This window comes from Dactylosporangium sp. CA-152071, assembly GCF_050936335.1.
Classification (GTDB): Bacteria; Actinomycetota; Actinomycetes; order Mycobacteriales; family Micromonosporaceae; genus Dactylosporangium; species Dactylosporangium maewongense.
Window position 1 is genome coordinate 3,388,922 of sequence record NZ_JBNJMZ010000001.1, and the last position, 25,165, is coordinate 3,414,086.

General features: G+C 74.2%; 26 protein-coding genes. 16 read left to right on the plus strand and 10 right to left on the minus strand.

Going from position 1 to position 25,165, the window contains the following annotated elements; genetic code table 11:
* The first annotated feature begins 94 nt into the window (after positions 1 to 94).
* On the plus strand, positions 95 to 268 hold the full coding sequence (locus ACQEVZ_RS15105; protein ID WP_344502747.1) for a hypothetical protein: 174 nt from the start codon (positions 95 to 97) through the stop codon (positions 266 to 268).
* 9 nt (positions 269 to 277) lie between these two features.
* Here the strand turns inward: ACQEVZ_RS15105 and ACQEVZ_RS15110 are convergent, their stop codons facing one another.
* A complete protein-coding gene (locus tag ACQEVZ_RS15110; protein ID WP_344502748.1) occupies positions 278 to 892 on the minus strand; it encodes a hypothetical protein in 615 nt (204 codons plus the stop codon).
* A gap of 90 nt (positions 893 to 982) precedes the next feature.
* Here ACQEVZ_RS15110 and ACQEVZ_RS15115 point away from each other — a divergent pair, with 90 nt between their 5' ends.
* Both ACQEVZ_RS15115 and ACQEVZ_RS15120 read left to right on the plus strand, forming a co-directional pair.
* Positions 983 to 1,465: an ATP-binding cassette domain-containing protein gene (locus ACQEVZ_RS15115; RefSeq protein WP_433366694.1), complete on the plus strand. Its 483-nt coding sequence runs from the start codon at positions 983 to 985 to the stop codon at positions 1,463 to 1,465.
* A gap of 90 nt (positions 1,466 to 1,555) precedes the next feature.
* The gene (locus ACQEVZ_RS15120) at positions 1,556 to 2,200 is read left to right on the plus strand and encodes a GntR family transcriptional regulator (RefSeq protein ID WP_433366697.1); all 645 of its coding nucleotides are present in this window, start codon (positions 1,556 to 1,558) and stop codon (positions 2,198 to 2,200) included.
* 167 nt (positions 2,201 to 2,367) lie between these two features.
* Here ACQEVZ_RS15120 and ACQEVZ_RS15125 read toward each other — a convergent pair whose 3' ends face one another.
* Both ACQEVZ_RS15125 and ACQEVZ_RS15130 read right to left on the minus strand, forming a co-directional pair.
* On the minus strand, positions 2,368 to 3,015 hold the full coding sequence (locus ACQEVZ_RS15125) for a hypothetical protein (protein ID WP_433366700.1): 648 nt from the start codon (positions 3,013 to 3,015) through the stop codon (positions 2,368 to 2,370).
* A 64-nt stretch (positions 3,016 to 3,079) separates the two neighbouring features.
* The gene (locus ACQEVZ_RS15130; RefSeq protein WP_433366703.1) at positions 3,080 to 4,063 is read right to left on the minus strand and encodes a calcium-binding protein; all 984 of its coding nucleotides are present in this window, start codon (positions 4,061 to 4,063) and stop codon (positions 3,080 to 3,082) included.
* Positions 4,064 to 4,182: 119 nt separating this feature from the next.
* Here ACQEVZ_RS15130 and biuH point away from each other — a divergent pair, with 119 nt between their 5' ends.
* From biuH to hpxZ, 4 genes are all read left to right on the plus strand, one after another.
* Positions 4,183 to 5,025, plus strand: a complete 843-nt coding sequence (biuH, locus tag ACQEVZ_RS15135) for a biuret amidohydrolase (protein WP_360569381.1) — start codon at positions 4,183 to 4,185, stop codon at positions 5,023 to 5,025.
* Complete coding sequence (locus tag ACQEVZ_RS15140; RefSeq protein WP_354892925.1) at positions 5,026 to 5,706, plus strand: cysteine hydrolase family protein; 681 nt, start codon at positions 5,026 to 5,028, stop codon at positions 5,704 to 5,706.
* A 3-nt stretch (positions 5,707 to 5,709) separates the two neighbouring features.
* On the plus strand, positions 5,710 to 7,356 hold the full coding sequence (locus ACQEVZ_RS15145) for a regulator (RefSeq protein WP_354892922.1): 1,647 nt from the start codon (positions 5,710 to 5,712) through the stop codon (positions 7,354 to 7,356).
* Positions 7,357 to 7,447: 91 nt separating this feature from the next.
* Positions 7,448 to 7,831 (plus strand): oxalurate catabolism protein HpxZ, encoded by a 384-nt coding sequence (gene hpxZ / locus ACQEVZ_RS15150; protein ID WP_433366708.1) that lies wholly within the window; start codon positions 7,448 to 7,450, stop codon positions 7,829 to 7,831.
* Between the two features lie 21 nt (positions 7,832 to 7,852).
* On the opposite strand, the gene ACQEVZ_RS15155 is transcribed toward hpxZ, so the two are convergent.
* From ACQEVZ_RS15155 to ACQEVZ_RS15170, 4 genes are all read right to left on the minus strand, one after another.
* Positions 7,853 to 8,419: an HdeD family acid-resistance protein gene (locus tag ACQEVZ_RS15155; protein ID WP_433366711.1), complete on the minus strand. Its 567-nt coding sequence runs from the start codon at positions 8,417 to 8,419 to the stop codon at positions 7,853 to 7,855.
* The gene (locus ACQEVZ_RS15160) at positions 8,419 to 8,715 is read right to left on the minus strand and encodes a chaperone modulator CbpM (protein WP_344502758.1); all 297 of its coding nucleotides are present in this window, start codon (positions 8,713 to 8,715) and stop codon (positions 8,419 to 8,421) included. The genes ACQEVZ_RS15155 and ACQEVZ_RS15160 overlap by 1 nt, the downstream gene beginning before the upstream one ends.
* Entirely contained in the window at positions 8,712 to 9,707 is a 996-nt protein-coding gene (locus ACQEVZ_RS15165; RefSeq protein ID WP_433366715.1) for a DnaJ C-terminal domain-containing protein, read from the minus strand. Before ACQEVZ_RS15165 ends, ACQEVZ_RS15160 begins: the two co-directional genes overlap by 4 nt.
* Before the next feature lie 91 nt (positions 9,708 to 9,798).
* Positions 9,799 to 10,416 carry an Hsp20/alpha crystallin family protein gene (locus ACQEVZ_RS15170; RefSeq protein WP_433366718.1) on the minus strand — a complete coding sequence of 206 codons (618 nt, stop codon included), beginning with the start codon at positions 10,414 to 10,416 and terminating at the stop codon, positions 9,799 to 9,801.
* Positions 10,417 to 10,571: 155 nt separating this feature from the next.
* On the opposite strand from ACQEVZ_RS15170, the gene ACQEVZ_RS15175 reads away from it, so the two are divergent.
* The 3 genes from ACQEVZ_RS15175 (at position 10,572) to ACQEVZ_RS15185 (ending at position 12,323) form a co-directional block, all read left to right on the plus strand.
* A complete protein-coding gene (locus ACQEVZ_RS15175) occupies positions 10,572 to 10,967 on the plus strand; it encodes a DUF2267 domain-containing protein (RefSeq protein WP_433366721.1) in 396 nt (131 codons plus the stop codon).
* A 165-nt stretch (positions 10,968 to 11,132) separates the two neighbouring features.
* On the plus strand, positions 11,133 to 11,732 hold the full coding sequence (locus ACQEVZ_RS15180; RefSeq protein ID WP_433366724.1) for a hypothetical protein: 600 nt from the start codon (positions 11,133 to 11,135) through the stop codon (positions 11,730 to 11,732).
* A gap of 96 nt (positions 11,733 to 11,828) precedes the next feature.
* Positions 11,829 to 12,323 (plus strand): pyridoxamine 5'-phosphate oxidase family protein, encoded by a 495-nt coding sequence (locus ACQEVZ_RS15185; protein ID WP_433366727.1) that lies wholly within the window; start codon positions 11,829 to 11,831, stop codon positions 12,321 to 12,323.
* 39 nt (positions 12,324 to 12,362) lie between these two features.
* On the opposite strand, the gene ACQEVZ_RS15190 is transcribed toward ACQEVZ_RS15185, so the two are convergent.
* Positions 12,363 to 15,485: a penicillin acylase family protein gene (locus tag ACQEVZ_RS15190; RefSeq protein WP_433366730.1), complete on the minus strand. Its 3,123-nt coding sequence runs from the start codon at positions 15,483 to 15,485 to the stop codon at positions 12,363 to 12,365.
* A 140-nt stretch (positions 15,486 to 15,625) separates the two neighbouring features.
* On the opposite strand from ACQEVZ_RS15190, the gene ACQEVZ_RS15195 reads away from it, so the two are divergent.
* The 6 genes from ACQEVZ_RS15195 to ACQEVZ_RS15220 are packed head-to-tail and all read left to right on the plus strand — an operon-like array spanning position 15,626 to position 22,154.
* Positions 15,626 to 18,649, plus strand: coding sequence for an SNF2-related protein (locus ACQEVZ_RS15195; protein WP_433366733.1), 3,024 nt, complete (start codon positions 15,626 to 15,628; stop codon positions 18,647 to 18,649).
* Positions 18,650 to 18,665: 16 nt separating this feature from the next.
* On the plus strand, positions 18,666 to 18,953 hold the full coding sequence (locus tag ACQEVZ_RS15200) for a YciI family protein (protein WP_344502766.1): 288 nt from the start codon (positions 18,666 to 18,668) through the stop codon (positions 18,951 to 18,953).
* Positions 18,950 to 19,795, plus strand: a complete 846-nt coding sequence (locus ACQEVZ_RS15205) for an SWIM zinc finger family protein (protein ID WP_433366737.1) — start codon at positions 18,950 to 18,952, stop codon at positions 19,793 to 19,795. Before ACQEVZ_RS15200 ends, ACQEVZ_RS15205 begins: the two co-directional genes overlap by 4 nt.
* A gap of 30 nt (positions 19,796 to 19,825) precedes the next feature.
* On the plus strand, positions 19,826 to 20,518 hold the full coding sequence (locus tag ACQEVZ_RS15210) for a hypothetical protein (protein ID WP_433366740.1): 693 nt from the start codon (positions 19,826 to 19,828) through the stop codon (positions 20,516 to 20,518).
* A gap of 2 nt (positions 20,519 to 20,520) precedes the next feature.
* Positions 20,521 to 21,426, plus strand: a complete 906-nt coding sequence (locus tag ACQEVZ_RS15215) for a septum formation family protein (protein ID WP_433366743.1) — start codon at positions 20,521 to 20,523, stop codon at positions 21,424 to 21,426.
* Positions 21,423 to 22,154, plus strand: coding sequence for an AAA family ATPase (locus tag ACQEVZ_RS15220; protein WP_433366746.1), 732 nt, complete (start codon positions 21,423 to 21,425; stop codon positions 22,152 to 22,154). The genes ACQEVZ_RS15215 and ACQEVZ_RS15220 overlap by 4 nt, the downstream gene beginning before the upstream one ends.
* A 3-nt stretch (positions 22,155 to 22,157) precedes the next feature.
* Here the strand turns inward: ACQEVZ_RS15220 and murD are convergent, their stop codons facing one another.
* Both murD and ACQEVZ_RS15230 read right to left on the minus strand, forming a co-directional pair.
* The gene (gene murD, locus ACQEVZ_RS15225) at positions 22,158 to 23,507 is read right to left on the minus strand and encodes a UDP-N-acetylmuramoyl-L-alanine--D-glutamate ligase (protein WP_433366749.1); all 1,350 of its coding nucleotides are present in this window, start codon (positions 23,505 to 23,507) and stop codon (positions 22,158 to 22,160) included.
* Positions 23,494 to 24,810 carry a hypothetical protein gene (locus ACQEVZ_RS15230; protein ID WP_360569405.1) on the minus strand — a complete coding sequence of 439 codons (1,317 nt, stop codon included), beginning with the start codon at positions 24,808 to 24,810 and terminating at the stop codon, positions 23,494 to 23,496. Before ACQEVZ_RS15230 ends, murD begins: the two co-directional genes overlap by 14 nt.
* Positions 24,811 to 25,165: the final 355 nt, after the last annotated feature.

Genomic DNA, 25,165 nt, shown 5'->3' on the forward strand with positions numbered 1-25,165 from the left:
CGTTCATGCCGGTCGGCCCCGGACCATGGACCCGCCCGGCGTCGGGTAGGCGACGGGGCCGAGCCTGGTGGCTCGGCCCCGCGTGGATGCCGGTATGACGACGAACCTCGTGGACTGTCCCGAGTGCGGGCTCCCGGCCACCGTGCGCGGCGACGGGCCGGCGCGGAGCACCGGCGGGCCGGTCGAGCACATCCGGCTGCACTGCGTGCTCGGTCACCGCTTCTTCGGGCCGGTCACCACCCTGCGGCGCCCGCCCGGGGGCGCGTAGCGGGGCCGGTCAGTTCGGGCGCAGGGGGCGGCCCTGGCCGTCGACCGGGCGGCCGGTCAGCAGGATGATGCCGTCGACCACGAACCAGACCCACAGGCCGAAGACGATCAGGAACGGCAGCCAGAAGAGGAAGCCGCACCAGAACGACGTCCAGCCGACGACGACGCTCAGCACCAGCTGGGTCACGCCGAGGGCGGTGTTGCCCGCGTACAGCCGGCCGATGCCGCCGAGGATGAGGAACAGGCCCGGCAGGAGCTGGAGCAGGCCGGCGGCGAGCTTCGACTTGTCGGAGTACGGCTGGCCGGTCGCCGGGTCGTAGCCCGCGTTGGCCGCGCCGGGGACGCCGTAGCCGGGCTGGCCGTAGGCCGCCTGCTGACCGTACGCCGCCTGCTGCTGGCCGTACGGGTCGTAGCCGCCGGACGTGGGGGCGCCGGAGACCGGCAGCTGGTAGGTCGGCGAGTACGGCGGGCTGGAGCCCGGCGGCGACGAGGACGGCGGGCCCGACATCGGCTGCTGTCCGGCCGGCAGCGCGTACGGGTCGGAGGGCTGCTGCCCGTACTGGGGCTGCTGGCCATACGGGTTGGGCTGATATGGGTCCTGCTGCCCGTAAGGTGGCTGCGTCATGGGAGCAGGTTACCGCCACCGGCCGAAGGGACATGACCCTGTGAGCATGGTGACGTTGAGCCGCCCCGTGTCATGCGATCGGATTGACGCATGGACTTCGACGGCCGCAGGCCGCTGCGCACCACCGTCCGCCTGCTGGCCCACCGGAAGTGGCGCATCGCGCTGGCCACCGTCGCGTTCGCGGTGAAGGACAGCCCGATCTGGTTGCTGCCGCTGCTCACGGCGAACATCATCGACGTGGTCGTGGAGCACCGGCCGCTCGCGCTGCTGTCCGGCGGGCAGCGGCAGCGGCTCGCGATCGCCCGGGCGCTGGTCCGGGACCCGCGGGTGCTCCTGCTGGACGAGGCGACCTCGGCGCTGGACAGCGAGTCCGAGGCGCTCGTGCAGGAGGCGCTGACCCGGCTCATGCGGGGGCGGACGACGTTCGTCGTCGCGCACCGGCTCGCCACGGTCCGCAACGCCGACCGGGTCGCGGTCCTGTCCGGCGGCCGGCTCGCCGAGCTCGGCACCCACGACGAGCTCCTCGCGGCCGGCGGCACGTACGCGAGGCTGCACCGCCTCCAGCATGTGTAGCCACGCGCGAGCATCGTGGACGGGCGCGTGGACAGCCGCCCGCGAGCGGCGCGTGTGAGCGTCCCTCCCGGGGTCTGCGACACTGGGCAGGTGAAACCCGGTGCGTCTGACGAGCTGGCCAGCGCGAGCCTGGTCGAGCTCGCCATGTCACGGCTGCGCCGGGAGATCCTCAGCGGCGCCACCGACCCCGGCGAGCGGCTCGTGGAGGAGCAGCTGACCCGCAGGTTCGGCATCAGCCGCGCCCCGCTGCGGGAGGCGCTGCGCCTGCTCGCGCAGCAGGGCCTCGTGGAGCACGTGCCGCGGCGCGGGGTTCGGGTCGCCACCCTCTCCGCCGACGACATCCAGGAGTTGTACGCGGTCCGCGACGTCCTCGAGCGGCACGCCGTCTCCGCCACCGCACCCGACGCGGACCTCGCCGGTGTCGCCGCCGCGGTGAAGGCGCTGCAGGAGGCCGACGCCCGCGGCGACCAGTTCGACGTGGCGACCGCCCACCGGGAGTTCCACGTCGCGGTCGTCGCCCTCGCCGGCAACCGCCAGCTGACCCAGGTCTACGAGTCGATCCTGGTGAAGATCCAGCTGTACATGGCGCTGAACCTACGCCGCGAGGCCGAGGTCGCCCGCCCGCACGACGGCGTCCACCGCCACGAGCGGCTGTTCGAGGCCGTGTCGGCCCGCGACACGGCCGCCGTGCTCGCGGCGCTGGACGAGCACGGCGCCCGCTCGTACATCGACTGACGACGCTGGACGCGAGGCGGGCGGCCCCGCAGGCGCCGGCGGCCGGTTGGGCGGCACCTCGGGCAGCGTCGCGGCGAACGCCTCGTGGGCGTGGTGCGGGAGCAGCCAGCCGCCGTCCATGCTGACCCGCACGCCCGCCGAGGCGCCCGCTGTGCCGCGGGTGGCGGTCAGGCGCTCGGCGAGGTCCAGCCGGAGTGCGAAGGCACCGGTGGCGCCGCGGCGGACGGCAAGGGCACGGGCTCCGCGGCGGGCTGGACGGTGGCCCAGGCCGCCGACGGCGCGGCGGTGGCGGGGACGGTCCAGCCCGCGGGCATCGGGTACTCCGGCAGCGGCTGCGCCGCGAGGGCCGCGACGAACGCGGGGTGCGGGCGCCGCGGCTCCAGCCACAGGCCGTCGCGGCTGACCCGGACGCCGGCCACGGCTACGCGGGTGCCGCGGGCGACGACGATGAGCCCGGCACCCATGCAGGCCACCGTGCCGGCGATGGCGGCGAGCGCGGCCGTGCCGTGGACCCGCTCGCTCAGGTACAGGGCGGCGACGAGGCCGGCGACGATCGTGGCGGCGCCGGCGGCGATCCGGGCGGCGCGGCGCAGGCCGCAGCGGTGGCACGACGGCCAGGCCGGCGCGAGCGCCTCCTTGCGCAGCGGCCTGAGCAGGCTCCGGTAGAGCAGGCGGCCGGCGAGCACCGCCAGGGGCCACGCCCACAGGGGCAACGGCGACAGGAACACCATCGGCCGCATGCTGGTGGCGGGCCGCCCGTGGCGCGGGCAGATCGGCGGCACGAACGCGCCGGCGGGGATGCGGACGGGCGGCATGGCAGGCTCCGGGGGCCGAGGGGTCGGCGGGATTCTGCCACGCCGCGCGCCGTCCGGGAACCCGTCAGGGCAGCGGGGCGAGGATGGAACAGCTGCTGGTGGTGGCGCCGTCGGCGCCCGGGTAGCAGATGTCGGAGTCGGCGCCGCCGTTGAGGCTGTCGAGGCCGGCGTCGCCGTACAGGGTGTCGTTGCCGGTGCCGCCGTTGATGGTGTCGGCGCCCTGCCGGCCGCGGAGGATGTCGGGGCCGCCGCCGCCGTTGATGACGTCGTCGCCGGAGTAGGTGGTGCACGGCGGCGGCGCCTGGATCGCGGTGGGCACGAGCAGCCCGCCGCCGGACGGGAAGGGCTGGCACGGCGTGGTGTACCAGCCGCCGTCGATGACGTTGGCGTTGCCGTCGCCCGTGAGGGTGTCCGCGGCGCCACCGCCGGTGAGGTTCTCGATCTCCTGGTACACGTCGGACTCGCCGGTCAGCGGGTCGCCGCCGTGCGCCGGGCTCACCAGGGTCGCGGTGATCTTCGCGGTCCGGCCCTGGAACGTGACGGTGTCCGAGCCGGTGCCGCCGTTGATCCAGTCGTCGCCGGGGCCGGAGTGGATGACGTCGTCGCCCGGGCCGCCGGACGCGTCGCCGGCCGCGGCGGGCGTGGCGTGGCCGCCCATCTTGATGACGTCGTTCCCGTCGCCGCCGGAGGCGTGCACGTTGGACGTGGTGCGGTTGTCGATGACGTCGTCGAGGTCGGAGGTCTTGATGTCCAGGAAGGTCGCCGCATGCACACAGTGGACGGTGGTCTGGGTGGCGTACGGGTAGCTGCAGGTGCTGCCGTCAGGCGTGCTGAACGTGATCGGGTAGACGTCGGTGAAGGCGACGACACCGGGCGACGGGTTGCTGACGGTGAGCCGGTTGGCCTGGTTGAGCGCCGCCTCGTAGTGCATCTCACCGCTCATGGTGAGGGTGGCGACCAGTGGTTCCGCGTGGGCGGGACCCACGGCGGCGACGGTGAAGCCGACACCGAGGATGACCGCGAGTCCGAGCCGGGACAGTCGTCTCATCGCGGCAGGGTCGCAGTGACGGCGATCACATACGACCAACTGTCGGGTACCGGCCTCCGGACATCGACGCGTTACACGGGCCGCGGTTCGGCGTAACAGAACTGTCGACAATCGACAGCATGCCCGCACTCGACGGGACCGCCGAGGAGCCGACCGCGGCGCACGGGTTCCTGTGCGAGGCCTCCGCGGCCGGCACCGCGCGGGACATCACCGCCAGCGGGGGCCTTTCGGGCACACCGTCACTTGGAGGGGCAATGACTGCAAGCATCGGCCCGGTCGTCGAGGCCCGGCCCTACGCCTGGCCGTACGACGGCTCGGTCCCGGTCGAACGCACGGCGCTGCTGTGCATCGACTGGCAGACGGACTTCTGCGGACCGGGCGGCTACGTCGACAGCATGGGCTACGACATCGGCCTGACCCGGGCGGGCCTGCCGGCGACCGCGAAGCTGCTCGACCACGTGCGCGGGCTCGGCATGCTGGTCGTGCACACCCGGGAGGGCCACGACCCGGACCTGTCGGACCTGCCGCCCAACAAGCGCTGGCGGTCCGCGCGGATCGGCGCGGAGATCGGCGCCGCCGGCCCGTGCGGGCGGATCCTCGTCAAGGGCGAGCCGGGCTGGCAGATCGTGCCGGAGGTGGCGCCGGCGCCCGGCGAGGTCGTCGTCGACAAGCCCGGCAAGGGCGCGTTCTACGCCACCAACCTGGACCTGGTGCTGCGCACGCACGGCATCACCCACCTCATCCTCACGGGCATCACGACCGACGTGTGCGTGCACACCACGATGCGCGAGGCGAACGACCGCGGCTACGAGTGCCTCATCCTGTCGGACTGCACCGGCGCGACCGACCCGGCCAACCACGCCGCGGCGCTGCACATGGTCACCATGCAGGGCGGCGTCTTCGGCTGCGTCGCCACCTCCACCGACGTCATCGCGGCGACCGTGTCCGGCACGGTGGTCTGAATGGCCACGGTGGACGCCTCGCCCGGGCCCTTCACCTTCGACCCGGCGAGCACCGCGCTCCTCGTCATCGACATGCAGCGCGACTTCATGGAGCCCGGCGGCTTCGGCGAGACCCTCGGCAACGACGTCGCCCAGCTGCGCCGCGTCATCGAGCCGACGGCGGCGCTGCTCGCGGCCTGCCGGGCGCTGGGCCTCACGGTCATCCACACCCGCGAGGGGCACCTGCCGGACCTGTCGGACTGCCCGCCGGCGAAGCTCAACCGGGGCGAGCCCAGCATGCGCATCGGCGCGCCCGGGCCGATGGGCCGCATCCTGATCCGCGGCGAGCACGGCCACGACATCATCGACGAGCTGGCCCCGGCCGCCGACGAGCTGGTCATCGACAAGCCCGGCAAGGGCGCCTTCTACAACACGTCCCTCGGCGACGTCCTCGCCGCGCGCGGGATCCGCAGCCTGGTCGTCACCGGCGTGACCACCGAGGTCTGCGTGCACACCACCGTCCGGGAGGCCAACGACCGCGGCTACGAGTGCCTCGTGCTGTCGGACTGCGTCGGCTCCTACTTCCCGGAGTTCCAGGAGGCGGGCCTGCGGATGATCGCCGCGCAGGGCGGCATCTTCGGCTGGGTCGCGCCCTCATCCTCGTTCATCGCCGCACTGCAACCCTCTCCGCAGAGGACGTGAGACATGACCACTCCCGCTTCGCTCAAGGTCCCGTGGTGGGTCCGCGGTGACACCAACGCGTTCTTCGGCTTCGGCGTCAACGTGCTCGTGAACGTGCTGACCCTGACATCACTGTGCCTGTTCGTGGTGAAGCTCAGCGAGCGCGACGTCTTCCACGCGATCCTGCCGGCGCTCGGCATCGCGCTCGTCGCCGGCAACGTCTACTACACGTTCCTGGCGCGGCGCCTGGCCCGCAAGGAGAACCGCACCGACGTCACCGCCCTGCCCTACGGGCCGAGCGTGCCGCACATGTTCATCGTCATCTTCGTCATCATGCTGCCGGTCTACCTGAAGACCGACAACCCGACGCTGGCCTGGAAGGCCGGTCTGGCCTGGGCCTTCATCATCGGGGTCATCGTCATCATCGGCGCGTTCGTCGGGCCGTACATCCGCAGGTACGCGCCGCGGGCGGCGCTGCTGGGCACCCTCGCCGGCATCTCCATCACGTTCATCTCGATGCTGCCCGCCGCCCGGATGTGGGACCTCGCGTGGGTGGCGCTGCCGGTGTTCGCGCTGCTGCTCATCGGCCTGCTCACCGACACGAGGCTGCCGGGCAACTTCCCGATCGGGCTCGCCGCGCTGCTTGTGGGCACCGCGATCGGCTGGGCCGGCGGCGCGATGGACGGCAACGCGGTCAGCGCCGCCGTCGACGACATCGGCTTCGCCCTGCCCGGCCTGCACCTGGACCTGCTCACCTCCGGCCTGTCCGACGTGGCGCCGCTGCTCGCGACCGCGATCCCCCTCGGCGTCTACAACTTCACCGAGGGAATGTCCAACGTGGAGAGCGCCGCGGCCGCCGGCGACAACTACAACCTGCGCAGCGTCCTGCTCGCCGACGGTGCCGGGGCGCTGATCGGCGCGGCGCTCGGCTCACCGTTCCCCCCGGCCGTGTACGTCGGGCACCCCGGCTGGAAGAAGGCCGGCGGCGGCAGCGGCTACTCGATGGCGACCGGCGTCGTCATCGCGATCCTGTGCTTCCTGGGCCTGTTCGGCTTCCTCGGCGCCATCTTCCCGCTGCCGGCGATCGTGCCGATCCTGCTCTACATCGGACTGCTGATCGGCGCGCAGGCCTTCCAGTTCTCCCCCAAGGCGCACGCCGCGGCGGTCATCGCGGCGCTGATCCCCAACATCGCCCAGTGGGCCACCAGCCAGATCGACAACTCCCTGGCGGCCGCGGGCACCACCGCCGCCAAGGTCGGCGACGCCGCGCTCGCCGGCAACGGCGTCGTCTACAGCGGCCTGCTCACCCTCGGCCAGGGCGCGATCCTCGCCGGCCTCGTGTTCGGCTCGATCGTCGCGTTCATCATCGACAAACGCTTCATCCACGCGGGAATCTTCGCCCTCTCGGGCGCGGCGCTGGCCTTCGTCGGCCTGATCCACGGCGAGAAGGTCGCCTGGAACGCCAACGGGCAGGTCGCGCTCGGCTACCTCTTCATCGCGGTGGTGTGCGGCCTGTTCGCCCTGAGCCGCCCCGAACCCCGGCCGAAGGACGCCGACGAGCTCGAGCTGGACCGCCTGCACGGCGAAGCCCCACCGGCTCCCGCTCCGGCGGCCTCTGCCCCCGCCGCCGCACCACCGGCCTCCGCCCCCGCCGCCGCTCCGGCGGCGTAGCCCTCCCCGACTGCGCGGTGGTCCCCCGTCCTCCCTGGGGACCACCGCGCGACCAGCACCGTGCAAGCCAGTCGCGTCAGAAGGGACACCCGTGCGGATCAACAGGGACGACATCGTCGCCGAGGTGGAGGCGGCGTTCGTGGCGTACGAGAAGGCGCTCGTCGCCAACGACGCCACCGCCCTCGCCGAGGCGTTCTGGGACTCCCCGGCCGTGGTCCGCTTCGGCGTCGCGGACCACCAGACCGGCGCCCGCGAGCTCCGCGACTGGCGGTCCGCGCAGCGGCCGCTCCCGCCGGGCCGCCGGCTGTTCGGCACCAGGATCACCACGTTCGGCGCCGACCTGGCCACCGTCACCACGATGTTCGACTACCCCGGCACCGACGACCGTCCCGGACGGCAGTCCCAGACCTGGGTCCGCCTCCCGGAGGGCTGGCGCATCGTCCACGCCCACGTCTCGCATCCCCGCGGCGACTGAGCGGCGACTGGACGGCTTTTCTCAGGCAGCCGACAGCCGTCCCCGCCCCTGATGCGTCAGCTGGTACGCGGCGACGAGGAGCAGCACGCCGCTGGCGATCGCGTACACCCCGATCGCCCACGCGATCGCGACTGCGCCCGCCTCGGGCCGCACCACCACGAACAGCCCGGCCACCACCGAGATCGCGCCCACCAGCGCCAGGGTCCAGCCGCCGTGCTGGCGGGCGGCGAGCCACAGGTCGGCGACGCCGGTCACGATCGCCCAGGCGCCGACGATGACGGCCAGCACCACCCCGGTGATGCCCGGCCACACGATGGCGAGGACCCCGACGACGAGCCCGAACAGCCCGGCGACCGCCCGCGCCAGCCGCGGCCCGTTGCCGTCGGCGAAGCCGGTGACCGGGTTCGTCGCGCCCGCGGAGGGGCGCATGGCGTGGACGAGCTGCTCGATGCCGGTCGCGATCGTGAAGATGCCGAACAGCACCGCGAGCGCGATCACCGTCACCCCGGGCCAGATGATCGCGACGATGCCGAACACGACGGCGAGGACGCCTCGCACACCGAGCAGCCACGCTTCTCTTCTGAGCATCATGCCCTCCTTGCGAGTCGGTCTTCGAGTTCGTCGATCCGGTCGAGCAGGTCCAGCACCACGCCGACGGCGGCGTAGTTGAGCGTCAGGTCGTCGTGCAGCCGGCGGATGCGGGCGACGGTGGCCAGCTCCCGGACGGCGAAGCCGGGTGCGCCGTCCGGGAACGTGGTGACCTCCACCAGCCCGAGCGTGACCAGCCGCGCCACGAGCTCGGGGTGCAGCCCGGCCGCCGCGGCGAAGTCGGGCAGGGTCAGTTCGTCGGGAAGCCGCGCCGCCCGCACCAGTGGAAACGTCATGCCGGGCTCCGGGGGTCGGTCGTGGACGCCGCGGCGAGCTCCGCGTACAGGCGCCGCTCGCGCTCGGACAGGTCCGGCGGGACGACGATGCGGACCTTGGCGTACAGGTCGCCGGCGGCGCCGCGCGGGTTGGGCAGGCCGAGCTCGGGCAGGCGCAGCCGCCGGCCCGACGACGAGCCGGGCGGCACGTCCAGGCGCACCGGACCGGCCGGGGTCTGCACCCGCACGGGTGCGCCGAGCGCCGCCTCCCACGGCGCCACCGGCAGCTCGACCAGGATGTCGCGGCCACGGACCCGGTACCGGGGATGCGGCGACAGACGGACGACGAGGTAGAGGTCCCCGTCCGGCGCGCCGCCGGTGCCCGGCCAGCCCTGACCGGCGAGCCGGACGCGCTGCCGGTCGGCGACGCCCGCCGGGATGTCCACTGTGTACTGCCGGGGCCGGCCCGTCGGTCCGGGCAGCGTGATCGTGCGCCGGCCGCCGTGGTACGCGTCCTCGACGGAGACGGCGAGCTCGGCCTGGTTGTCCGCGCCGGCCCGCCCCTGGGAACCCTTCCCGTCCCGGGAACCGTTCCCGTCCTGGGAGCCGGACCGGTCCCGTGCGCCGGCCTGGTTCGCGGGGCCGGTGGGGTCGCCGGGAGCCGCCTGGTCCCGGGGGCCCGGCTGGTTGTACGGGGGCTGACGGCGCTGCGGCCCGGGGGCCTGCCGTCCGGGGGCGGCCGCCGGGCCGGGACCGCCCCGCTGGAACAGGCTGCCGAGCCAGTCGTCGGCGGCCGCCTGGGTCGCGTCGTAGTCGCGGCGGCGGCGCGGGTCGGACAGCACCCGGTACGCCTCGGCGATCCTCTTGAAGCGCTCCTCCGCGCCGGGTTCGCGGCTCACGTCAGGGTGGTGCAGGCGGGCGAGGGTCCGGTACGCGCGCCGGACCTCCTCCCGGCGGGCGTTCCTCGGCACGCCGAGGTCTGCGTAGTAGTCGCGGGTGTCAACCGTCGTCATCGGTACCCCCAACTCGTGCGCCGACCGCGTCGACCGGCGAGCGGCCCCGCGAGGGGCGGCATCGCCGTGTCGCGCGCCTGGACCCGGCCGCTCAGGTCATGCCGCTGCGACCGACCTGGCCCGTGCTGCCGGTGCCGGTGCTTCCGGCCTGCTGGCTCGCCGGCCGTGGACGGGACTGGCCCTCACGCATCTGCTTCGCCTGCGCCGCGGGCGTGTCGGCGGGGTCGGTCTGCGGCGGCCGCCCGGCCCGCGCCTGCTGCTGCCCGGCGCCCGTGTCCTGCGGGCCGGTGCCGGTGGCCCGCTGCTCCAGGCCGGGCCGGGCCGCCGACGACTGGACGGTGATGCGGCGGGGCTGCTCGCCGCGCGCCTTGGGCGCCACGATCGTGAGCACGCCGCTGTCGAGGTTCGCCTCGACCCGGTCGCCGTCGATGTCGCCCGGCAGCGCGACGAGGAACTCGAACTCGCCCTCCTGCCGCGCGTGATGGTGCATCGTGCCGGTGCGGGTCCGGGCACGGTAGCTGCCGGCCACCCGGATCTCGTTGTCCCGCAGGTCGATCCGCACGTCGGCGGCGTCGACGTCGGGCAGGTCCAGGTCGACCCGGTAGGTGTCGGTGGTCTCCTCGATGTCGACCGGCACGCCACCGATGCGCGGCATCGCCGCCGCCGGGAAGGGGAACGCCCGGCCGGGTCGGGTCACCAGGAATGCCATCAGTAGGTCTCCCAACGGTGAGGGGATGTACGCGGCCATGCTGGGCGCGCGCCGGGTGACCCCGTCCCACCTCCGGCGGATGAGCGGACGTGTTAGGCCCGTTCGCTCCCTGCTGGTGATGGTGCTTCACCTGCGGGCTGGGGAGCGTTCCTCGCATGTATGAAGACGTGTTCATCACGGAGGTCCGCGAGAAGACCGGCCTTGCCACCGCCGAGGAGACCCGGCGCGCGGTCCGGGGTGTACTGCACGCCCTCGCCACGCGCCTGCCCGACGGCTGGGTGCACCACCTCGCGGCGGAGCTGCCACCGACGCTCGCGGAACCCCTGTGGTCCTATCAGCACCTGTACGACCAGGAGGTCCACGTGGACTTCCTCGCTGACGTCGCCGCCCGTGCGGCCGTGCCACCGGCCCTCGCCGAGCCCCTGGCCCGCGCGGTCTTCGCCGTCATCGCAAGCGCCGGCGACCCGGCCCTGCTGCGCCGCGTGTACTCCCCGCTGACCAGCGACATCCTCGCGCTCACCGAGTCCGACCGCTCCCTCCTGCCCGTCTGATCCGGGCCCGGAGACGGCACCCACAAGGACCCCGTCCGAGCCCGGGCGGGGTCCCCGCAACCCGGCCGGCGCCGCCGGGACGGGGTGGGACGCGACCGCGCTGCCGCAGCGCCCCCTCACGGCTGACGCCGGCACGCATCGACGGCTGCGGGTATCGTCGCTCGGATGGCTGCCGTGTGCGGGATCGACGACTGTGGCGTGCTGGCGATCGGGAGGTGCCGGGACTGCGGCAACGCGTTCTGCATGTCGCACCAGGGGCGCAACCCGGCCTCCGGCGACGGCTACGCCGCGCTGTGCGAGCCGTGCGCCGCCCGCCGCCACGCCGCCACCGCCTCGAACCGTGACGTCGCCCCCGTGCAGCGCCTCGGCGACGAGCAGCGCTGGGTCATGTCGGGGCAGGCCGTCCGCGACCTGGCCGCGAAGGGTGTGCCGGCGCTGCCGGTGATCGAGCAGCGCCGCCGCGCCGTGAAGCTCCGCTTCGGCGGCGGGCGCGTCGAGATCGACGAGATCGAGGTCGGCACGCTGTGGGTCCTCGGCAGGTTCGAGTGGACGCAGCCGGTCGACGGCGTCGCCGAGACCCGGGAGCGCACCACCGGCCTGCTCGCCGAGCCCCGCGGCGGCTACCCGGTCGCCGCGTTCCGCCAGGCGGTCGCCCGCTGCCGCGTCACCGAGCTCGGCGCCACCCTGGTCCGCGACGGCGGCGCCGAGCTGGAGGCCCGCGCCGTCCCCCTGATCGCCCAGGCCGCCCGCCGCCTCCTGCGCTGAACCGCGCCGGACAAGGCCCGCCGCGCTGATCGTGCGACCCCGAATGACACGTTCGGTAGTTGACCCTGGCGGCGGCGGTACGCCAATCTGGCTGCCATGCTGTCGTGGGGGCGCTTCCGGCGGTCCGCGCCCGACCTTGCCGCGGCAGGGCGGGCGCTGCTGTACCGCAGCGGGGTCGGGCTGGCCTACCTCGGGACGGTGCGGATCGACGGCGGGCCGCGGGTGCACCCGGTCAGCCCGCTGCTGGTCGAGGACGGGCTCTACGCGCTGCTCATGGTCTCGCCGAAGCTGGAGGACCTGCTCCGGGACGACCGGTTCGCGCTGCACACGTTTCCGCTCGGGGACACCGAGGACGCGTTCTACCTGACCGGGCGGGCCCGGTTCCCGCGCGAGGAGGCGCTGCGGCGCAGCGTCGCGGCGGCGTTCCTCGCCGAGCGGGCCATGTCGGGGCCGCCGCCCGGCTTCGGGCAGAACGTGCTGGTCGAGCTGGTCGTGGAGACATGCGTGCTGAGCCGGGCGGGCGAACAGATCACCTGGGCGGCGGCCGGCCCCTACCGGCACGAGGTCGGCCGCCACCGCGCGATGCGCTGAGCCCGGAGGCCACCGCGCACCGCGCTGAGACCAACGGCGCTACCGCGAGTACGCCTCCAGCTCCCACAGCGAGTAGCCGTAGCCGGTGGCGCGGGCGACGCCGGCCATGCGGACGTAGCGGGCGCTGACCGGGGCGAAGGTCACGCTGTCGGTGCCGCCGTTGCCCGCGTCGATCGTGGCCGCGGTGGTCCACGCGGTGCCGTTGGCGGACACCTCGATGCGGTAGCGGGTGCCGTACGCGGCCTCCCACCGCAGGATCACCCGCCGCAGGGTGCGGGCCGAGCCGAGGTCGACGGTCAGGGACTGGTCGTCGCTCCACCAGCTCGCCCAGCGGGTGGTCGGGTCGCCGTCGACGGCGGCGCCGGCGCTGTAGCCGATGAACGTGCCGTTGCCGGTCGCCTTGCGGCCGAGGGCGAGGTTGGTGATGTCGTCGCCGCGTTTCGCCGGGAACGACACGACCTGCTGGTAGGTGGGGCGGTTCTGCCAGGAGATCTTGTCGTGGGTGATGCCGCCGAGCGGGGACTGGACGATGCTGTCGGCGCACCACTGGTCGCCGGCGCCGCAGGAGGCGTCGCCGGGGTAGGTGGTGGTGGCCGGCTCGGCCGCCGCGGCCGCGAGGGTCGAGGACAGCGTGGCGCGGCAGGCGGCCGGCGTGCCGCAGTAGGTGCGGCCGAGACCGCCCCGGACAGGGTCGCCGAGGACCGTGCGGAGGTCCTTGTCGAGGTACCCCCACCAGCCGTTCTGGAACGACGAGCCCTTGTGGCTCTGCGACTGGTTCAGCGACGTGGCGCCGGTCGATCCGGTGAAGCCGGACGGCGACTCGTCGATCTGCAGGGTGCCGGTGAGGGCCGTGTACACGTCGTCGCCCAGGCCGGGCTTGAAGACGCCGGCGATCAGCTTCGGCCACCAGGCGTCGAAGAGGCGGATGGCGTCGGCGTGCTGGTACACGTGGGACCCCGGCGCCGTCTCGAGCCGCTTCGCGCCGGCCGCCTGCCACGCGGCCAGCGCGGCGTAGGACGGCGCTCCGGGGCCGAGGATGCGCAGCAGCTCCGGCAGCAGCGCCTCGGCCCGCAGGTCGGTGACGGCGGCGTCCTCGACGAGGCGCACCACCGCCGCCCGGTCGACCTTGCCGCCGCCGGCGAGGGCGGCCTTGACCCGGCGGTCGAGCAGGTCGGCGCGGTGCACGGCGCCGAAGCTGAAGTTGCCGTCAGCGGCGCTGTAGCCGGCCGCCTGCTTGTTGTTCCAGCTGACGAAGTAGTCCTGGCCCGCCGACTGGGGGTGCTGCGCGACGGTCGCGTAGTCGGCGGTGTTGGTGTCGGGGTTCCAGTTCTGCCACTCGTAGGCGGCCTCGGCGCGGGTCGGCAGGTTCGGGTTCGCGCCCGCCTTTCGGACCGGGTTGACGCCGGAGTTGAAGTACGCGGTGTCGGTCGCGTTGATGTAGAACCAGTTGAACGCGTAGCCGACGTCCGCGGCGGAGGCGATGAACGCCGCCGGCGAGCCCATCGCGGCCGGGTCGTTGAACGCCTGGAACCCGATCGCGGAGTCCGCCTCGTGCCGGTAGGTGGAGCGCAGCCGGGTGAAGGCGACCGGCACGCCGCCGACCTTGCCGCGCCAGGCGACGAGCCCGTACTTCGTGCGGAACGTGGTCAGCCGGTAGGAGCCCGCCGGCGTCGGGTCGGCGAGCGTCGGCGTCCACGCGTTGGTGCGGGTCAGCGCCTCCATCGGCGTGCACGTGCCGTGGAACAGGTAGCCGGAGGACTGGACGGTCGGCGCGGAGCCGTCGGTGCTGCACAGCGGCACCGAGTAGGTGTCGGTGATGTCCTGCTCGGCGGAGGTGGCGCTCCAGGCGTAGTCCTGGCCGCGGCCGAGCAGCACGTACAGGTTGAGGCCGGCGAACGCGACGCCGTGCGCGCTGATCCCGGGGCCCTGCAGCTCCTGCAGCATCAGCAGCTGCGGCGAGAAGTAGCCGGTCTGCGGGCCGAACACCGCGATCGGATGGCCGGTCGCGGAGTGTGCGGCGTCGACGACGACCGCGTTGGACATGCCCTTGTGCTGGGCCGAGAACGAGCCGGTGGCGGCCGCGGTCCCGGAGCCGGTGGGGTCGAAGACGACCGGCTGCGCGGTGACGGTGCCCGCGTCCGGCAGCGCGACGCCGGGCGCGTCCGGGTCGGCGGCGCCGTAGGGGAACGACTGTCCGTTGTGGAGGGTGAGGACCGCCTCGGGGTCGTTCTGGCCGCGGAACGCCGCCCAGAGACGGTCGCCCTCGACGGGTCCGTAGCGGGCGCGGGCGGTCACCCGTACCAGGGCCGACTCCACCTCGCCGCCGCCACCGCCGCCGAAGAGGCCGCCGACGACGCCGGCGATCGCGATCAGGTCGGTCATCTTGAACTGCTCCGGCCCGCCCGCGTTGGTGACCGCGTCGAGGTGCCCGGTCAGCACGTACTCGCCGGGGCAGTTGCGGCCGGACATGCAGGCGGCGATGTAGGCGTTGACGCCGGCGACGTAGTCCTGCACGTCGGTGTAGAGCTGCGCGCCGCGCGGGCCCTTGGTCCGCAGCTGCTCGACCTGGGCCTGCAGGTCGGCCTCGGTGTAGGGGGCGTTGCGCCAGATGCTCTGCTCCAGCTCGCGGTTGCCGGGGGAGCCGCCCGCGAACGGGGTCAGCTGCCCGCGGCCGACCCGGCGCAGCAGGTCCATGACGAACAGCCGGTCCTCCGCGCCCGCGTAACCGGCGCCGAACATGGTGCCGGCGCGGGTCGTGCCGGTCACGTGCGGCACGCCGGCGCTCTTGTCCCGCACGATCGTGACGTCGGCGCGCGGGCTGTAGGTGCGCTCGGCCTGGCCGGCGGGGACGCCGAAGGAGGCGCTGTTGTAGAAGCGGTCGATCTGCTCGCCCGTGAGGCCGGTGTACGCGGAGACCAGGTCCGCGTACCTGCCGAGCTGGTCGGCGGAGTGCGGTGGCCGGTAGCCGAGCGCCTGGTGCGCCAGGATGTCGGCGAGGGTGGCGTTGCCGTTCTGGCCGGGCGGGACGATGTCGTCGCACTCGTCGAGGCAGTAGTCCGTGGGGACGAGGACGGCGGCGGGAGCCTGCACGGGGGTTGCGACGAGCACGCCGGCCGTGATGAGGAGTGCCGCGGCGGCGCGTTTCAGCAGGGGCAGGGACATGGCGGATCCCTTCCGGGGGTCGCGAGCCAATGTGAATATGACTCGGGTTACCGGATGGTAACAACGACATCCATCACTGAACAGAGGTTCAGCCGTCCGTGTCGACCGGGCTGGGCTAGGCTCCCTGAGGTGATCGCAGGGTGATCGTCGTGCACGCAGCCTGGCTCGACGGCCGCCTCTGCCTCTGGGCCGAGGACACCGACACGCCGCCCGCACCGCGGCGGGGGCGCCGGCCGAGGATCCCCGCACACCCGTTCGCCGTCCGCGGCCTCCGCCTCGACGAGGACACCGGCCTCCAGGCGACCCGCACGCTCGCCCTCCCCACCCGCGGCGACCTGCCCGAGCCGTCGCCCGCCGCGTCGGTGCGGCTCCCGCCCGCCGACGCCCCGCTCCGGCTCAGCGAGTGGACCGTCGACACGATCGAGTACGACGCGGACGACGCCTACGCCCTCCTGCGCTCCAGCCTCGTGGCGATCACCGGCGACGACGGCGACGACGACTTCGTCTTCGGCGAGACCATCCGCGCCCTGGCCACGGTGGCCACCTTCGCCGGCTCCCTGGTCCGCCGCGGCCGCATGCTGCCGGGGCTGACCGACGCCGAGGCCCGGTGGGTCCCGGTGCTGACCGGCCGGGACGCCGCATACACGCGCTCCCTGGCGCTGTCGCTGCCGCAGGCCGTGCTCGGCGGCGCGCCCTCCCGGGCGGCGCTGCTCACCGAGGTGCTCGACACACTCGTCGACGCCGCCGCCCGCGCCGTGCTCCCGCCCGCCACCCACCGGCTCACCGGCGTCGCCGGCGCCTGGCTCACCGCGCTCACCGGCACGGACCGTGCCGTCGAAGGGTCCCCGGCCGAGCTCGACGCCCTGGGCGACGACCTGCGGGCATGGCAGGCCGACGCGGTCGGCGGCGCGGTCCGGGCCTGCTTCCGGCTCGCCGCACCCCCCGACCCCGGCACCATCGAGTACGCCCGCCTCGACCTGGACGACGACGAGGAGCCGCGGTGGCGCCTCGAGTTCGCGCTGCAGGCCGCCGACGAGCCCAGTCTCGTCGTCGACGCCGCCACCGTCTGGCAGTCGCCCGGCCCGATCGAGCTGTCCCAGTGGCAGGTCCCCGCCCCGCAGGAGACGCTGCTCACCGAGCTCGGCCGGGCCAGCCGCCTGTACCCGGCGCTGGAGGACTCGCTGCGCGCGGCCCGGCCAGCCGCGCTCACCCTCGACACCGCCGGCGCGCATCAGCTGCTCAGCGAGCACGCGCCGCTGCTGTCGGCCGCCGGGTTCGGGGTGCTGCTGCCCGGCTGGTGGCGCAAGCCCCAGGCCAGGCTCGGCGCCCGGCTCACCGCCAGCAGCCCGTCCACGACCCAGCCCGGCACCGTCGCGACGAAGAGCGCCGTCGGGCTCGGCTCCGTCGTCGACTACCGGTGGGAGCTCGCCATCGGCGGCGACCCGCTCACCGGCGAGGAGATGCGCCGGCTCGCCGACTCGAAGGCGCCCCTCGTGCGGCTGCGCGGCGAATGGGTCGAGCTCGACCAGCGCCGCCTCGCCGCCGGCCTCGAGATCATGCGGCGGCAGGCTGAAGACGCCGAGATGACCGTCGCGGACCTGCTGCACCTCGCCGGCGGCGACGCCGAAGGCCCCGGCGGCCTGCCGGTCGAGGTGACCGCCGACGGATGGCTCGGCGACCTGCTGTCCGGCGACACCGAGGTGCGGGTCCCGGCCGCGTCGCCGCCCGCACGGTTCGAGGGCAGCCTCCGCCCGTACCAGCTGCGCGGCCTCAGCTGGCTCAGCTTCCTCGAATCGGCCGGGCTCGGCGGCATCCTCGCCGACGACATGGGCCTGGGCAAGACCGTCCAGCTCCTCGCCCTGCTCGCCGGCGACGCGCCCGGCCCGACGCTGCTGATCTGCCCGATGTCGCTGGTCGGCAACTGGCAGCGGGAGGCGGCGAAGTTCGCGCCGGCCCTGCGGGTGCACGTCCACCACGGCGCCGAGCGCGCCCGCGGTGCCGACTTCCGCGCCGCCGTCGCCGCGTCGGACCTCGTCATCACCACCTACTCGATCGCCGCCCGCGACGCGGCCGCACTGAAGTCGCTGTCGTGGCACCGGCTCGTGCTCGACGAGGCGCAGGCGGTGAAGAACGCCGCCACCAAGCAGGCCGTCGCGGTCCGCGGGCTGCCGGCGCGGCACCGCATCGCGGTCACCGGCACCCCGGTGGAGAACCGGCTCGCCGACCTGTGGTCGATCATGGACTTCGCCAACCCGGGGCTGCTCGGCAGCGCCACGAAGTTCCGCGAACGCTTCGCCGAGCCCGTCGAGCGCCGCGGGGACGCCGACGCCGCCGCCCGGCTGCGCCGCATCACCCAGCCCTTCGTGCTGCGCCGGCTCAAGACCGACCGCAGCATCATCTCCGACCTGCCGGAGAAGCTGGAGATGGAGGTGCTGTGCAACCTCACCCGCGAGCAGGCGTCGCTCTACCAGGCCGTCGTCGACGAGATGCTCGGCAAGATCGAGCGCAGTGAGGGCGTCGCCCGGCGCGGCCTGGTCCTGGCGACCATGACCCGCCTCAAGCAGATCTGCAACCACCCGGCGCACGCGATGCGCGACGGCAGCCGCCTCGCCGGGCGCAGCGGCAAGCTGCAGCGCCTGGAGGAGATCCTCGACGAGGTCCTCGCCGCCGGCGAGCGCGCCCTCGTCTTCACCCAGTACGCGGAGTTCGGCGGCATGCTCCGGGCGCACCTGTCCGCCCGGCTCGGCCGCGAGGTCGCGTACCTGCACGGCGGCCTCGACAAGCCGGCCCGGGACGCGCTCGTCGCCCGCTTCCAGGCCGCGACGCCGTCGTCGCCGCCGGTCTTCGTGCTGTCGCTGAAGGCCGGCGGGACGGGCCTGACCCTCACCGCCGCCAACCACGTCGTGCACGTCGACCGCTGGTGGAACCCCGCCGTCGAGGACCAGGCGACCGACCGCGCGTTCCGCATCGGGCAGCGCCGCGCCGTGCAGGTCCGCAAGTTCGTCACCGCCGGCACCGTCGAGGAGAAGATCGCCGCGATGATCACCGAGAAGCGCGGCCTCGCCGCGAAGATCGTCGGCACCGGCGAGCAGTGGCTGACCGAGCTGTCCACCGCCGAGCTGCGCTCGCTGCTGGCCCTGGAGGCCGGGGCGGTCGTCGAGTAGCCCGTAGACTGCACCGGTGTTCGTGATCACGCTCAGCTACCTGGTCGACGTCGAGCAGATCGACGAGGCGATGCCCGCGCACCGCGAGTGGGTCGACGCCCAGTACGACGACGGCATCTTCCTCGCCTCCGGGCCGCGGGTCCCCCGTGAGGGCGGCGTCATCCTCGCCGCCGGCGTCCCCCGCCCGGAGCTGGAGGCGCGGCTGTCGCTCGACCCGTTCATGCAGAAGAACCTCGTCGCCTACGACGTCGTCGAGTTCGTCGCCCGCGCCGTCAAGCCCGGCCTGGAGGCGCTGCGCGCATGACGACCCCGGAGTACTGGGGATCACGGACCGTCAAGGTCGAGGGCGGGCTCCGGGCCCGCAGCACGCGCGGCGACATCGGCGAGAGCTGGTGGAGCAAGCGCTTCCTCGCCGTCCTCGAGTCGTTCGCGCTCGGCACCCGCCTCACCCGCGGCCGCAACTACGCCCGCGCCGGGCAGGTCCTGTCGCTGACCGTCGAGCCCGGCGAGGTCGCGGCGGTCGTGCAGGGGTCGCGGCCCACGCCGTACCAGGTGAGCATCGCGCTGCAGGTCTTCGGCGACGACGTGTGGGGCCGGGTCGAGGCCGCGCTGGCCGCGGAGGCCCTCGGCGCCGCGAAGCTCCTCGCCGGCGAGCTGCCGCCGCACGTCGAGGACGTGTTCGCCGATGCCGACGCGCCGCTCTTCCCCAGCCGCGTGTACGACCTGGCGATGCGCTGCTCCTGCCCCGACGCCGCCGTGCCGTGCAAGCACCTCGCGGCCGCGTTCTACCTCCTCGCGGAGCGCTTCGACGCCGACCCGTTCCAGATCCTGCTGTGGCGCGGCCGCGGCCGGGAGACGCTGCTGGCCAACCTGCGCGCCCTGCGCACGGGCACCGCCGCGGTCGCGGCGACGGCCACGGCCACCGGGCCGGCGGAGCCGGTGCTGACGGGGGCGGCCAGGGTCCTCGCCGACATGGCCGAGCCGGAGGTGGAGCCGGAGCGCTTCTGGTATCCACCGGTGCCGCTCGCGGAGCCCGAGCCCGGCGCCGTCACGGGCCGGGACCTGCTGCTGCGCCAGCTGCCGACGCCGCCACCGGCACTGGGCGGCCGCGATCTGCTGTCCGCATTGCGCAGCTGGTACCGGTAGCGCCGTTCACGTTCGGGTAGGGTCGCGGGCATGACCGGTCCGCAACCGCCGCACCAGCCGGAGCCGTCGCCGCCCGGCCCGGCCGGACCGCACGACGCCCAGCCGACGAGCGCCCCACCGACTCCCCCGTCCGGGGCGCCCCAGCCCGGTGGGCCGCAGCTGCCGGCCGCGGTCCACGCGTTCGGCACGCCGCAGCCGTTCGGTGCACCGCAGCCGTTCGGGGCGCCGCAACCATTCGGGGCGCCGCAGCCGTTCGGGACACCGCCCGGTGCCGCTCAACCACCGTCCACGCCACCACCGTCCACGCCACCACCGTCCACGCCACCACCGTCCGGGGCACCACCGTCCGGGGCACCCCAACCATTCGGCGCCGCCCAGCCGCCGGGCACGCCGCCACCGTTCGGCACCCCGCCGCCGTCGAGCGCGCCGCAGTCGTTCGGGCCGCCACAGCCGTCGAGCGCGCCGCAGCCGTTCGGGCCGCCGCAGTCGTTCGGGGCGCAACCGCCCAGGGCCCCGCAACCGTTCGGCGCTCCGCAACCGTACGGGGCACCCCAGTCGTTCGGGGCGGCGCCACCGCAGCCGGCGCGGGACAAGCTGGTCGTCCCACTGATCATCATCGTCGCGACGCTGCTGGTGCTGTGCCTGGCGGGCGCCGCCGGCGCCGTCTTCTTCCTGCGGGAGGAGCCCGGCGGCGACAAGACCTCCGAGATCGTCGGCGGCTGACCGTGCGGCGCGGTCGGCGGGTCACGGTCGCGATCCTGTGCGTGGCCGGCGCGCTCGCCGGCTGCGGCACCCCCGCCGGCACCGACGGCGACCTCACCAACGGCTGGCCGGCCCTGCCCGCCGCCTCCTACTCCCCGCCGGCCCAGGGGTCGTGCCTGCAGGGGGCCGTGGCCGCGTTCGAGCCGTCGGCGTCGCCGCTGCGGGCCGTCGACTGCGCCGAGCCGCACGCCGTCGAGGTCGTCGGCGGCGGCACCGTCCCCGACGCGCCCGCGCCGCCCGCCTGGGACAGCGACCCGAGCCGCGCCGCGTACGCCGAGTGCAACAAGGCCGCCACCGCCTACCTCGGCGGCGACTGGCGCACCGGGCGGCTGTTCCCCGTCTTCCGCATGCCCGCGGCGGCGACGTGGCAGGCGGGCGGCCGCCGGTACCTGTGCGGGATCGCCGAGGCGTCCGACGACCTCTTCGCGCCGCGGGAGCGGACCGGCAGCGTCAAGGGCGGCCTGAGCGGCGGCACGGGCCCGCTCGCGCTGGCCTGCGTCCAGCTCTCCGGCGGCGACCTCGACGCCAAGGGCTTCTACGGCACCGTCGACGCGGTCAAGCCGGTGGCCTGCGACGCCCCGCACGACACCGAGTTCGTCGGCGCCTGGACGGCCCCCGCCGGCGGGTACCCGTCGCAGCAGAAGCTCAAGGAACTCGCCGGCGACGCCTGCTACCTGAAGATCGCCCAGTTCCTCGGGCTCTCGCAGACGCAGCTGTTCCAGCGGGCCGACATCTACACGTTCTGGACCGGCCTGACCGCCAACCAGTGGGCCCTCGGCGACCGCACCGCCCACTGCTTCCTCAACGTGTCGAGCAAGACCCCGCTGCGCGTCTCGGTCCGCAACCTCGGCACGAAGCGGCTGCCGTGACGCTGACGCTGCCCGAGCCCTGCGTGGTCGTGCTCGTCGGGCCGGGCGGGGCCGGGAAGTCGACGTGGGCCGAGGCGCGCTTCGCCGCCGACCGGATCGTCAGCAGCGACCGGCTCCGCGCGCTCGTCGGCGCCGGCGAGGACGACATCACCGCCAGCGCCGACGCGTTCGCGCTGCTCGACACGGTCGTGGCGCAGCGGATGCGGCGACGGCTGACCACCGTCATCGACACGCTCGGCCTGGACGCCCAGCGGCGGGCGGGCTGGATCGCCGCGGCGCGGGAGCACGGGCTGCCGGTGGTGGCGGTCGCGTTCGACACGCCCGCCGCGCAGTGCCGCGCCAGGAACCGGGACCGGGCCACGAAACGGATCCCGGCCGGCGTCCTCACCGCCCAGCTCCGCACCTGGGCCTCGACGAGGGACGCGCTCGCGTCGGAGGGGTTCGACGCCGTACACCTGGAGCGACCGACATCGGAGACGCCGGCGCGCACGGTGCCCGAGGCGTTCGTCGCGGCCGCCGACGACCGCCACCTCGCCGACCTCGTCGAGCGCCGCCGCGGCCGCAGGTCACGAGAGGCCTACGCCCGGGAGGTCAACGCCGGCACCGTCGCCGACCACGTCGGCCGCTTCCGTCAGCTGGCGGACGCGGGTGTCCGCGAGGCGATGGTCCGCCTCCCCGACCCCGAGTGCCTGGCCCCGATGGCCGAGGTCATGGCCGCATTCCGCTGAGCGCTACGGGGCGGAGTCGGTGATCGCCTGGCGGAAGACCTTGGAGCGGTGGGCGTAGTTGTCGAAGCGGCCGTAGCTGGGGGCCGCCGGCGACATCAGCACGACCCCGCCGGCCGGGGTCACCTTGCGGGACAGGGTGACCGCCTCCTCGAGGCTGTCGGCGACGTGGGTCGTGACGAGGGGCAGGTCCGCGAGGAGGCCGACGAGGCGGGCGCCGCTGTCGGGCATGCCGATCACCGTGGTCGGGGTCGTCGCCGCGGCGAAGTACTCGCGCAGCGGCGAGTAGTCCACGCCGCGGTCCTCGCCGCCCAGCAGGACCGTGAGCGGGCGGTCGCGGAAGGCCTCGATCGCGTGGATCGCGGCCTGCGGGATCGTGGACAGCGAGTCGTCGACGAACGTGAGGCCCGACGGGTCCTCGATGCGCTCCAGGCGGTGCGGCAGGCCGGCGAAACCGGCGAGGGCCGCCTCCAGCAGCGGCGCCGTGGCGGCCACGTCGACGCCGTAGGCCTGCAGGACGCCGAGGGCGACACACAGGTTGGCCTCGTTGTGGGAGCCGAGCAGGCGCAGGGCGGTGCGGGGGAAGAGCGGGGTGCCGCCGAGCCTGAACACGCCACCGGCCAGGTGGAACGAGTCGGGGCCGCCGACGACGTGCAGCGGCAGGTCCGTGAAGCGGCGGGCCAGCTCCGACAGGACGGACGTGGAGCCGGCGTGCACCACGACCGCGGACGGGCCGTTGGCGACGAGGTTGAGCTTGACCCGGTAGTACTCGTCCTCGCCGCCGGTCCAGTCGAGGTGCTCCGGGAACAGTGACGTGACGGCCGCGACGCGGGGCGAGTCGTCGAGGTCGGCGCACTGGTACGCCGAGAGCTCCAGCACGTAGGCGGGCGCGGGCGGCAGGTCCAGCACGGGGATGCCGATGTTGCCGCCGAGCTCGTTGGGCGCGCCGGCGGCGGCCAGCAGATGGCTGACGAGACTGCTCGTGGTGCTCTTGCCCTTGCTGCCGGTGACGCCGATGGTCACGTCGCGGTGGGCGGCCATCCACAGGGCGGTGCCGCCGGTGACCCGGGTGCCGGCGGCGCGCAGCTGGACCATCCACGGGTGGGTCTGCGCGACGCCGGGCGAGCGGACGACGACGTCGGCGGCGCGCAGCGCGTCGAACCCGGAGGGCCCGGCGTGCAGCGGCGCGAGCGCGGCGAGCTCCGGCGACCAGTCCTTGGTGAGGAAGTTCTGCCGGTCGTCGACGGCGACCAGCGACGCGGGGCCGGCGGCGGCGATGGCGCGGACGGCGGCGACGCCCTCGCGGCCGGTGCCCCAGACGGCGACGCGCCGGTCGCGCAGGTCAGCGAGCTGCACCGAGACCCTCCAGGGCGGCGAGGTAGACCGGCGGGACCAGGTTGGGTCCGTCGCCGCGGAACGTGGCCTCGACCTCGGCGTCGGACGGCAGCCCCGCTCCCGCCCGCACCTCGGTGGTCAGCGCGGACACGATCAGGGTGTCCTTCCACTCGTCCTGCTCCGCGAGGAGGCGCAGCGCCACGAGGGACTCCTCGATCTCGCCCACGCACTCGAACGGCTTGTGCGCGGTGAGGCCCATCAGCTCCCGGTACCCCGGCAGCTGCGTCGGATCGGCGAAGATGTCGGTGCCGAAGATGCCGAGCAGGCGCTCGCGGCCGGTGAACGGGGCCATGGCGAGGAAGACGAACCGGCACTTGGGGCAGTGCCCGCACCACCGGTCGGTCGCGTCGCGCTGCTTGAACGCCGCGTTGCAGCTGGTCACGACCGCGTCGTAGGCGGTGAACTTCGCGAAGAGCGCCGCGATGTGCAGCTCCGACAGCCCGCGCAGCAGCGAGAAGTACGCCTCCTGCAGGCCGGCGTGCGCGAGCAGGGCGTCGCGCAGGTGCGCCTCGGCCGGCAGGCCCTTGGACCACTGGTGGTTGATGTCGCGGCCGAGCCAGCTGAGGTTGGGCACCGAGGCCGAGGACTCGTTGGACATGACGACCGGGCCGAGCCCGTGCATGAGTGAGGCGGCGACGGCGATCAGCGAGTTGATGGCCGTGACCGGGATGTGGCCGTTGTACGCGCCGGCGGCGTTCAGCTCCCGCATCCTCGGGTCGAGGGTGCGGCGGACGGTGCGGACGGGCTGCGGTGACACGGCCATGACGCTGCGGATGATCGGGTTGGGGTTGACCGCGAACAGCACCGGGTCGAGCCCCGCCCGCTGCAGCGCCTCCATCGTGACGATCGAGTCCTTGCCGCCGCCGACCGCAGCCAGGGGCGGGCCGGACGGCTCGTGGGTCTCCGCCGGCGGCTCGGCCCACGGGCCGGGGACGATCTCCAGGTCCAGCACGTAGTCGAGCTTGTTCTGGTACGCGAACTCGCCGAGACCCTCGCGGAACAGCGCCGTCACCCACGCCCAGGCCTTCTCGGCGACCGGGAACCCGAGCTCCACCTTCCGCGGCGCGGCGATCTTGTAGTACGACGTGGACGCCGCGACGTAGAGGAGGTCCAGGACCCGGTCGAGGGCCGGGTGGAGCACCGACGGCGGCCCGAAGTCGACGGTCTCGGTGAGCACGAGGTCACCGAGCGCATAGTGGAAGCGGGCGACACCGGTCGACGGGTCGAACTCCCGGCCGGGGAAGCGCAGCGCTTCGACGTTCACGCGGGGTCTCCTAGCTTTCGCGCCCGCGCCATCCACGGACCGGGCAATGGTATCTGCCGCGCACCGCCCGCCGGCCGGTCCGGTGCGTCGGGAACCCGCCTCCACAGCGTCACTCTGGCCGTCACGGAAGGTGAGCGGGATCGCCCTCGATGGCGGAAGGACGTACGCTCTGGCCATGCGTACCCAGGGACGGGTTGTGGACTTGCCGGCGTCGCCGATGACGCAGTGTGAGTTCCGTGGGTGGCACCACCCGCCGGGACGCGCTGCGGTGCAGCTACAGGGCAGGCTCCAGGCAGCGGCGACGGGGTGACCCCGTCCCGAGACCTGCCCGATGGCCGGGCGAGTCGCGGCAACC

Bases quoted from the DNA above. Each gene is read 5' to 3' on its own strand.
- ACQEVZ_RS15105 (WP_344502747.1), top strand. From the start codon at position 95: ATGACGACGAACCTCGTGGACTGTCCCGAGTGCGGGCTCCCGGCCACC.
- ACQEVZ_RS15110 (WP_344502748.1), bottom strand. From the start codon at position 892: ATGACGCAGCCACCTTACGGGCAGCAGGACCCATATCAGCCCAACCCG.
- ACQEVZ_RS15115 (WP_433366694.1), top strand. From the start codon at position 983: ATGGACTTCGACGGCCGCAGGCCGCTGCGCACCACCGTCCGCCTGCTG.
- ACQEVZ_RS15125 (WP_433366700.1), bottom strand. From the start codon at position 3,015: ATGCCGCCCGTCCGCATCCCCGCCGGCGCGTTCGTGCCGCCGATCTGC.
- ACQEVZ_RS15130 (WP_433366703.1), bottom strand. From the start codon at position 4,063: ATGAGACGACTGTCCCGGCTCGGACTCGCGGTCATCCTCGGTGTCGGC.
- biuH (WP_360569381.1), top strand. From the start codon at position 4,183: ATGCCCGCACTCGACGGGACCGCCGAGGAGCCGACCGCGGCGCACGGG.
- ACQEVZ_RS15140 (WP_354892925.1), top strand. From the start codon at position 5,026: ATGGCCACGGTGGACGCCTCGCCCGGGCCCTTCACCTTCGACCCGGCG.
- ACQEVZ_RS15145 (WP_354892922.1), top strand. From the start codon at position 5,710: ATGACCACTCCCGCTTCGCTCAAGGTCCCGTGGTGGGTCCGCGGTGAC.
- ACQEVZ_RS15155 (WP_433366711.1), bottom strand. From the start codon at position 8,419: ATGCTCAGAAGAGAAGCGTGGCTGCTCGGTGTGCGAGGCGTCCTCGCC.
- ACQEVZ_RS15160 (WP_344502758.1), bottom strand. From the start codon at position 8,715: ATGACGTTTCCACTGGTGCGGGCGGCGCGGCTTCCCGACGAACTGACC.
- ACQEVZ_RS15165 (WP_433366715.1), bottom strand. From the start codon at position 9,707: ATGACGACGGTTGACACCCGCGACTACTACGCAGACCTCGGCGTGCCG.
- ACQEVZ_RS15170 (WP_433366718.1), bottom strand. From the start codon at position 10,416: ATGGCATTCCTGGTGACCCGACCCGGCCGGGCGTTCCCCTTCCCGGCG.
- ACQEVZ_RS15175 (WP_433366721.1), top strand. From the start codon at position 10,572: ATGTATGAAGACGTGTTCATCACGGAGGTCCGCGAGAAGACCGGCCTT.
- ACQEVZ_RS15180 (WP_433366724.1), top strand. From the start codon at position 11,133: ATGGCTGCCGTGTGCGGGATCGACGACTGTGGCGTGCTGGCGATCGGG.
- ACQEVZ_RS15185 (WP_433366727.1), top strand. From the start codon at position 11,829: ATGCTGTCGTGGGGGCGCTTCCGGCGGTCCGCGCCCGACCTTGCCGCG.
- ACQEVZ_RS15190 (WP_433366730.1), bottom strand. From the start codon at position 15,485: ATGTCCCTGCCCCTGCTGAAACGCGCCGCCGCGGCACTCCTCATCACG.
- ACQEVZ_RS15205 (WP_433366737.1), top strand. From the start codon at position 18,950: ATGACGACCCCGGAGTACTGGGGATCACGGACCGTCAAGGTCGAGGGC.
- ACQEVZ_RS15210 (WP_433366740.1), top strand. From the start codon at position 19,826: ATGACCGGTCCGCAACCGCCGCACCAGCCGGAGCCGTCGCCGCCCGGC.